Genomic DNA, 8,808 nt, shown 5'->3' on the forward strand with positions numbered 1-8,808 from the left:
TGCCAATGCGGCCATCACCTGGTGCCAACTCATGCTCGACACCCTGGGAGACCTCGCAGCGCCCTGGAGGAAGGCCGCGGTTCCAGCCCAGCAGTAGACGCCGCTCAGCTCTCGCGGCCCTCCTTGCCTCCGGCGGCCAGGCGTTCGCGGCGCTTTGCGTGTGTACCGTTCGCGGGCCAACCCGCGCCTTCCTTGTCCGGCTCCGGTCCCGGGTCCTTCGTGGGGATCTTGGTGACTTTCAAGCCGGCGGCCCGGCCGCGGGTGTGCTGACCGGTGTCACAGGTCAGCAGGTGTACCTCCCGGTTCGCCAACGCCTGAATGTGCACAGCCCGGTCGATGATTTCGTCGTCCGCGATCGGGAGCCGCACGTGCCCGGGCGGGTCAAGGACGATCTCGACGTGCACGTCACCTCGGACGTTCGAAAGCCCGCTCTCATCCTGGAACGTCGCCGCTCTGTGCCAGACCCCAGACGTTGAACCGTTCAGTAGCCCGTCCAGAAGGCCGAGCGTGTGAGTGGCCCGCCAGCGGCCATGTTGCTTGCTCGTCTCCTTGAGCCCATCGAGTTCGTCTACGACTGTGATGGGGAAAAGCAGCCGGACGCTGGTGTCGGGACGCAGGTCGAGGATGGTGTGGAGGTCGATGCCCTCGAGCTTTTCTGGGTTGTGGCAGTAGAAGCTGGAGTCGGCGACCACGAAGACCTCTTGGCCGAACCAGTGGCGCAACCGGTCGTCCAAGGCCTGTACGGCGGCGCCGAGATCGGCGACGCGCTCAGCGAGCTCGAGGTTCACTAGGCCGTTCACGAGGCGCTCTTGGTCGCTCCCAGCGAGGGTGCCGCAGCTGCCGAGGAGCACCTCGTACCGCCGGGTCAGGATCAGACGGCTGATGTCCCCGTCGCTTATCTGGTGCCGCAGGGTGCCCGAGGCGTCCGTGGCCCACTCTAGGTACTGCAGGAGCCGGTGGTAGGTACTGGTGTTGTGCGCACTGCGGAGGTTGTCAGCTGCGAGGTGAGCGCTGCTGAGCGCGTCGCGGATGTTCTGGGAGTGAGCGCCGGGCCTCGGGGTGATGAGCATGCTCACGATCCTGTCAGCAGGCCGGTTGGGGTTCACCAGGTTTCCCAAGGCCAACGGCTGATGATCAGGATTCCGTTCGCTCTGTCGAGGCCCGAAGATCGCCCTGTCACTGGTGGAGGTGGTCTTCTGCCGATTCTTGGCCGACCGCCAGCTCCGGGAGTTAAGGCCGGCAGCCGACCACTCCACCCCGAAGCAGGGAGTCGACCATGGCCCAGAACCGTGCCCGCCGTATCACCGACCGGACGAGGGCCGCCAAGCCTCGCGCCTCGAAGTGGAGTGTCGTGCGCGGTCTGCTCGAGAGTGGGGCCCAGTTCGGCGACAAGGCCACGAAAAGGGTTCGGGGAACGCTCAGGACTACCCAGGATGCCGAGGCCGCCTACCACTATGCGCGCGACATCATTGCCGGTCAGGGGCCTGTGGAGGTACTGCTTCGGGCCGGCCGAGGCGCCCGGGCGCGCCTGATTTACTGCCGTTCTGCACCAGCTTGTCGGTGCCCGCCGCCACACTGGGCGGATGGGAATGCCGGACCGGCGAGGAGTGATCGCCGGTCCGACCACACGGATGTTCTCAGGTGCTGTTACCTATGGTGTGTGAGGGTGCCGCCTGCACCAGGGCGGCATGCGCCAGGTCCAGGAGGACTTGTATTCGGCTGGCCTTCCCTGGTTGGCACGCCCCGCGACCGCGGCTACGCCCGCTTCCTCGTACCCCACCACCCTCGCCGCCCCCGACGACGGCGACCAGGACGACGCGGCGAGACAGTGATGACACCCCACACCGAGTTCCACGACCCTCACGGCCAGGTCTACGCCGGCCTCCCTCTGGACCGCGCACCGTACGAAGCGCTCGTCACCGCCGTCCTCGCGTGGAAGAACCCAGACCTCCCCATGCGACTACGAACAGATCGTGCTCCAACTGACCGGCCACGCCAGCGCTCTCACCGCCGACGTCCGACGCCACGCCGCCGCCCTGCCCAAGAGCGACGGCCACGGCGCCCTCGCCGAAGTCGTCCTCCGCGAAGCCGACGGCCGCCTCTCCACCCCGATCGAAGAAACGGCCCGCTGTGCCCAGAACCGCGCCCGCCTTGTGCGGGCCCTCTACGCGCGGCTGACCGCCTCACCGAGCCCGTCCCGGCCGCCACACAACCCGACGGCCCGATGGGTCGGGCACCCCTTGAGAACGTTGCGTCCGCGCCCGGAGACTCAAAGCAGCTACGCCTCGTCTTCTTCTTCGTCGGGGCGATCGAGGTCCTGGTCCAACGCACGCAGCAAGGCGTGGGCGAGGAGGATTGCCGGCAGAACGAACTCCGGACGGTAGGCGTCGGGCGAAGCCTGGTGTGCTCCAAGGTGGCGGTTGAAGGTGTCCTGGGTGGCACCGGGCCCGAAGGCGTTTCGCATGCCCGCGAGCACCAGGTAGTGCTTGAACTGCCGCAGAGTGAGATCGCCCCAATCGTCCGCGTCGCCCAGGGCACTGCCGATGGTGCCGTGGTGTCCGGCCTTCGGCGGGTAGGTCACCTGAGGGAAGGAACGCCGGGTCCAGGCGTTGCCGTGCTTCTTCATCGCGGTCTCGAGCACATTGCCCGCCAGGGCTTGGGCGCCCTCATCGAAGCCGGCCCGCGCGGTGCGGGTGGCAGTGCTCAGGATGGCGACCATGCCGGTCAGCTCAGGATGGGTGACGCTCTGGAGGCTGGCGTCGACGTCGTCGAGAACGTCGTCGCGGCGTTCGCCCAGGAGGGCATAACGCTCTTGGCGCTCCTTGAGAGGGAACAGGGCTTTGACGATCTCGGCCCGGGGTGCCCATGCGAGGGACAGCCCGTCGTCCTCACCCATCTCCAGAATCGTGTAGAGGTCCTTAGCTTCCAGGCCGACGAGATTGGCAGGCAGGAAAAGGGCTGCTGTCGCTGCGAGTTGGTCCAGCAGCGTGCGGGGAAGCGACACGCTGCGTACGACGTCATTGATGCGGCCGTGCCAGTCGTAGATGTCCCTCAGATCGCTCTGCAGTGCCAGTATGGGCTCAGCGATCGCCCGGTAATGGCGCTGGGCGTTCAGTGCAGCCTGGTAGGCCGTATTGCCCGGTCCCATGACACTTTCGATGGTCCGGCGGGTGGACTCCATCTGTCGGATGTGGCGGCGGGCGGGCTCCAACATCTTGTCTTGCCAGGCCGAGATCTGCCTGATCGACTCCATGAAGCCGGACAGGTCGTAGTTGGCGCCACGGCCCTGGTGAGGCTCCGCTTCCTGGCCGAATTCTTCATCGCCGTCTTCTGCGTCCGGGGCGTCCTCGCTATTCATGCCCCCATGATCCTGAATCCGTCACGGGTGAGCACTCATATTTGCGGCAGCTGTGCTCTGTGCGAGGAGCCCGTTGTGGCCGGAACCGCGCCCGCCTTGTGCGGGCCCTCTACACGCGGCTGGACCACCGCACCGAGCCCGTCCCGGCCACCACGTAGCCAGCAGAGGCCGCCCAAGGTCCCAGGGGCTACACGCACACCAGTGCGATGCCGCCGCTTCCAGACCCTCGGCATCGCACTTGAGCGCGTGTAGCCTCTGGGGCGCGATGCCGCTGGCACCGGGGGCGAAGTCGGCGCTGGTGGGTGACACCTGCGCCCTGCCGTTCGTTGATCCCGCATGCCTGTACTGCCATCCCCTGAGGAGATCCACGCCGCCCGCACAGAAAAGCCCGCACAGAAAAGGGTGCCTGGACGCGTGCCACGCTCGCCGAATGGGGCATCCCCTGGCCTCCAGTGAAGGGCTGGAAGGAAAAGCTGATCACGCGCTGGGAGGCCGCCCAGCGGGGCCACACGCCCCCGACGCCGCCTCCGTCGGCGCCGCCCCCGGACACGCTCGACTTCGGCTGACCACACAGCAGCGGGGCCGAACCGGATCACCCTGCTCGGCCCCGCTGCTCGTTCCCGGCTGCTCACCTGCTGAGGTGGACCTGCGGGCCCCACACAACTCGAGGTCGTCCAGCAGGGTGACAAGTGGCGCGGTGTCGGAGCTGAGCTAGGGGCGAACCATTAACTCCATCCCGTCAACGGAGCTGGCACTTACAGCTTCCCGCTGCCCCACGGACTCGCGCGCGACAGCATGCTGAGGTTCCGCGGCGGGGACGGCCTCATCGAAATGCTCCAGACCGTCATGCAGCCGGCAGGGGCACGCCCTCCTCAGCATGCCCGCTTGAGTGAACGCGGATCGGGTGTCGGAGTGCTCCGGCATGATGATTCAGACAGAGCGGTCGAAGATGGCGAGGCGCGTGCTCATGAGATTGAAACTGGCCCGTGAATGGGTCGTTGGCGAGCCCATCGGGGAGCGAGGCGGCTTCGGCGCCGTCTACGCAGCGCAGGATGTCAACGGCTTGCCCGCCGCAGTGAAGATGGTCCCGAAGCGGCCTGGCGCAGAACGGGAAATGCTGTTCACCGAACTCGATGGCGTACGCAACATCGTGCCGATCCTTGACAACGGTGAGCACGAAGACCACTGGGTACTCGTCATGCCCCGGGCGGAGAAGTCCCTGCGGGCACACCTGCAGCAGCACGGGCCTCTCGCCCTGGCCGAGGCCGTGCGCGTGCTTACGGACATCGCCGAGACCCTGACCGACCTTGACGGCCAGGTCGTCCACCGCGACCTCAAGCCTGAGAACGTCCTGCTTCTCAACGGCCGCTGGTGCCTGGCCGACTTCGGCATCGCCCGCTACGCCGAAGCGACCACTGCCCAGCAGACCTATAAGTTCGCCGGCACCCTTGCCTACATGGCCCCGGAGCGCTGGAAGAACCTACGGGCCACGAGCGCCAGCGACATCTACGCCTTGGGCGTCCTCGCCTACGAGCTCCTGGAGGGCATCACGCCCTTCACCGGGCCGTACGAGCACGACTACCAGGACCAGCACCTCCACGGCACTCCACCGCCGCTCACCACCGCACCCGCCCTGCTGGCTGCGCTGATCACCGAATGCCTTTTCCGCGCTCCCCAGGGCCGCCCCGCGGCTGGCAACGTACTAGAGCGACTGAGCCGCATCCCCACTGCATCTCTGGCAGGCGGGCTGGCCGCACTGGCAGAGGCGAACCGGGCCGAAGCCGCACGCCGCTCCGAAGCCGACCGCCAGGCGTCAGCAGAAGCCACCGAAGCCGAGCGGCGCCGGGACCTCCTGGACGCCGCCCGCACATCACTCAGCCTAATCTCCGACCAGCTCCTGACAATGATCACGAACATCGTCTCCACGGCCGAGGTGCGCAGGGCCCCGGCAGGCTGGACGCTCCGCGTGGCCGAAGCCGATCTGACCTTCAGCAGCGCCCAGGAGACCAACCCCAGTGCCTGGCACGGTAAATCGATGGCGCCGTTCGACGTGATCGCCCACGCGACCATCGGACTCACGATCCCGCAAAACCGGCTGGGCTATGGGGGGCGGAGCCACTCCCTCTGGTACGCGGACGCCCAGGCGGCCGAGCGTTACCAGTGGTTCGAGACGGCCTTCATGCACATGCCGCTGCGCAACGTGACGTCGAAGATCGACCCGTTCTCCCTCAATCCCAACCATGAGGCTCGCGCGGCGGTCGGCCCGAGCATGGCCATGCACCAGGTGGCCTGGCCCTTCACGCCCCTCTCGGTCGGGGATCTGGACGAGTTCATCGACCGGTGGACCAGTTGGCTCGCCAAGGCGGCCAGCGGGGAGCTGGGACACCCCCGCCGTATGCCTGAGCGGGAGCCGCAAGGGTCGTGGAGGAAGTGACGAGCTGAGTACCCAGGAGCCCGCCCCACTCGCTGAGGGCGGGCTCCTGAGGTTCTCGTGGCTAGGCAGCCCAGTCGAGTCCGAGGTCGGCCAGCGCGGCGAGCTTGTCGGCGGTCAGCTTGGCCCGGCGGCTCTTGCTGTTGCTGAGGAACACTCCGAGCTTGACCTCCGACCCATCCGGCAACGTCTCTACGTGGGCCCTGGGGACCTTCACAGAGCCTTCCCGGGCCTTGTACTGCTCCAGGGCCGCTACGCCCTTCTCGAAGGCGCTCATGGCCGCCTTGGGGGCCTTAGTGGGCTTCGTCTGCTCCGGGGGCAACGGCACGATGCCGACCGCTTCCAGGAGGTCGCGCTGCCCGTCTATCAGTCCCTCCCAGACCGTGTGCTGACGCTGCTTCGCCAGCCACTTGCCCACGTCCATGCCGTGGACGGTGAAGCCGGGCAAGACCTCGGAGCGGTCGTCCTCGTCCGTCAGCAGCTCCCGCAGCGCGGCGTAGTGCCGCTGCCACTCCGGCGGCCACGCGGGATTCCAGTGCGTGTCCACGGCCTCCAGCGCGGTCTTCCACTCAGGGTGGCCCTCCAGCGCACCGGGGCGCCGCAGATTGCTCAGCCACTGCCCTACCGGCCTGTCCAGAGCAGCGGCGGACCTCGGAGCGCAGAGGGTCCAATGGTCCGCGTAGTACGCCTTGGCGGCCTCAAGGTTCTCCTGGAACCGCTCATCGGCCGGGTTCCAGACCATGCCCAGCTTCTCCAGCCGCTGCGCGCGCCTGCCGGTCATCTGCCCCGCCCCGTAGGCCCTTCGCTGTTCTGCGACAAAGGTCCCCAGGGGAAACGCGCCCTCTTTGTACCCATAGGGAACTCGGGCGTGAAGCTCACGCTCCGTGAACGTCTTGAGCGCCGACCAGCCGCGCGCCCAGTCCTGGCGCTCGGTGTCGATGACGTTGAAGGAAATCCAGTCCGCGACCATCACCGGGTCACGCGGAGCCGCAAAACGCAGCAAGAGACGGGATTCGTCCTCACCTTCCTCGGGCGGCGAACCGATGTACTCGGACGGCTGCACGACGTCCTTCTGAGGCTCCTGCGGAATCGCAAGCAATTCGATTGCCTCTTCGTCGTGAGCGCGCAGACCCTCCAATACCTTCACCAAAGGCCGATACGATCCGGAGGTGAACATGTCTTCCGGCTCCTCTCCGGGCTGGAGGAATACCGGCACGATCAAAGAGGCGACTTTCCCTTGTCCGGGCTTTTGACGCAGCGCCCGGCCGATCGCCTGGACGATGTCGTGCGGAGCGCCCTTGGGGTCCAGGAAGGCCACCGAGTCCACAGCCCGGATGTCGACGCCCTCACCCAGCACCCGGCAGTTGCACAGGACAGCCCGCAGCGCCGTGGACCCGAACTCGCCCAGAACCCCCCGCCGACGCTCGGGGACGTGCTCACCGCACAGCCAGTCCGCCCAGATGCGCGCCGGGTACTTCTCGGGCCGGTCAGCGTGCAGCCGCTTGGCGACACGCTCCAGGCCCTCCGCGAACGCCTGCGCCTCTATCGTCCGATGGTGGAAGGTGATGCACGTCTGGAGGTGGTGCTCCGCCATCGTGTGCAGCAACGCCGCCTGCAGCGCCCCCAGGCGCTCACCGCGCACCCTCTCGCTGTGCCGCTCCTCGCTCATCAGCCGCTCCGGGGTGACGACCGGGTCCTGGAGCTCCAGGACGATGATCTGGTACCGCGCAAGCAGCTTCCGCGACACGGCCGATGCCAGCGAGAGCTTGTAGAGGACCGGCCCGAAGACCTTCTCGTCGTCCATGGAGGCCGCCATCTCGCGCGGCAGCGGGTCACGCACCCCCTCCGCGACCTCACGGTTCGGCCGCTCCTCCCAGATCCGCGGCGTGGCCGTCAGATACAGCCGCCGGTAGGAGGGGATGACGTCCTGGTCGTGGACGTCGGCCCAGGCCTTGCCCATCGAGCCACTTGTCCTGTGGGCCTCATCGACCACCGTCAGGTCCATCGGGGCCAGCTGCTGCCCGTAGGCACCCTCGAACGCCTTCGCCAGGACACCCAGGGACGCGTAGGTGGCGTAGACGGTCACAGGCCCCGTGCTGTGCCACAGCGCCAGCTGCACGGGGTTCGTGGTGGAGCGCACCTTGAGGTTCCACAGCTCCGGGTCATCGGTGAGGCTGCACACCGCAACCGCCGGCCCCGTGTGCCCAGCCTCATGCCATTCACGGACCGTCTGAGTCAGAAGGTCCAGCGTCGGCACCAGGACCAGAATGCGCCCCTTGGGCACAATCCGCTTTGCCGACACCGCGGCAATGGTGGTCTTTCCCGTCCCGCACGCGGCATGCACCTGTCCGCGCAGGCCATTGACAGGAATGCCATCCAGTGGAACATCGAGACCGCGCACAATGTTCGCAACAGCCTCGATCTGGTGAGGAAACAGTTTCCTAGCCATTCCCGTGGTCTCCTTTTCGCGGAATGCCGCGCGCAATAAGAATGGAAGGTCCCGGGCGCAATGGTTGGTCCGGGGTTGTGGTGTGTAGACCCAAACACTACACAGGCGTGGTCCGTGATGCATCACCCGCACGCCAACTTTCACCCCCAGGGTGATACATGACCGAATCTCGACCCGATGCGGCCGGTTGTCCTGTATGCTGATGGGGCATTGATGAGCGTCACCGGGCGGGTCTGAGAGTGAGGGAGGGGTCAGGGTGGAGCGCAGCGAAACCCGTCACTGCAACAAGGCCGGCACCCGTACAACCCGACGGCCCGTCACATCCGTTGCAGGGGTGGTGGCCAGGAACCCCAAGCCCTACACAGGCCCGAGCGTGATGCACCTCCCCTTGCTGCCAGCCCAGGCGACCGCGCTTGCGCGGATGCCCGCAATGAGCGCTTGCGCGAAGTGCATTCCCTCCCGGAATTCCGTTCACGGAATTCCATTCCCGCGTTACGCGGGAATATGAATTGCGCTTGCGCAATTCATTCACTATGACTTGACTTGCCGGGTCATATCCCGCTCCGCGGG

The 8,808-nt window shown here is 66.8% G+C and carries 4 protein-coding genes; 1 reads left to right on the forward strand and 3 read right to left on the reverse strand.

The genetic code is table 11. The features are described 5' to 3' along the window. Positions 1-104: 104 nt before the first annotated feature. Positions 105-1,070 (reverse strand): PIN domain-containing protein, encoded by a 966-nt coding sequence (locus tag PZB75_RS30590; RefSeq protein ID WP_201105336.1) that lies wholly within the window; start codon positions 1,068-1,070, stop codon positions 105-107. 1,208 nt (positions 1,071-2,278) lie between these two features. After that, complete coding sequence (locus PZB75_RS30600) at positions 2,279-3,358, reverse strand: hypothetical protein (protein WP_275538519.1); 1,080 nt, start codon at positions 3,356-3,358, stop codon at positions 2,279-2,281. A 967-nt stretch (positions 3,359-4,325) separates the two neighbouring features. On the opposite strand from PZB75_RS30600, the gene PZB75_RS30605 reads away from it, so the two are divergent. Continuing rightward, entirely contained in the window at positions 4,326-5,792 is a 1,467-nt protein-coding gene (locus PZB75_RS30605) for a serine/threonine-protein kinase (RefSeq protein WP_275538520.1), read from the forward strand. A 61-nt stretch (positions 5,793-5,853) separates the two neighbouring features. Here the strand turns inward: PZB75_RS30605 and PZB75_RS30610 are convergent, their stop codons facing one another. Continuing rightward, entirely contained in the window at positions 5,854-8,238 is a 2,385-nt protein-coding gene (locus tag PZB75_RS30610; protein WP_275533183.1) for a DEAD/DEAH box helicase, read from the reverse strand. Positions 8,239-8,808 lie beyond the last annotated feature (570 nt).

The sequence above is a fragment of the Streptomyces sp. AM 4-1-1 genome (assembly GCF_029167625.1).
In the GTDB taxonomy this organism is placed as follows: Bacteria; Actinomycetota; Actinomycetes; order Streptomycetales; family Streptomycetaceae; genus Streptomyces.

Excerpts from the sequence above, each read along its gene's own strand:
- PZB75_RS30590 (WP_201105336.1), bottom strand. The coding sequence starts at position 1,070 with ATGCTCATCACCCCGAGGCCCGGCGCTCACTCCCAGAACATCCGCGAC.
- PZB75_RS30610 (WP_275533183.1), bottom strand. The coding sequence starts at position 8,238 with ATGGCTAGGAAACTGTTTCCTCACCAGATCGAGGCTGTTGCGAACATT.
- PZB75_RS30600 (WP_275538519.1), bottom strand. The coding sequence starts at position 3,358 with ATGAATAGCGAGGACGCCCCGGACGCAGAAGACGGCGATGAAGAATTC.
- PZB75_RS30605 (WP_275538520.1), top strand. The coding sequence starts at position 4,326 with ATGAGATTGAAACTGGCCCGTGAATGGGTCGTTGGCGAGCCCATCGGG.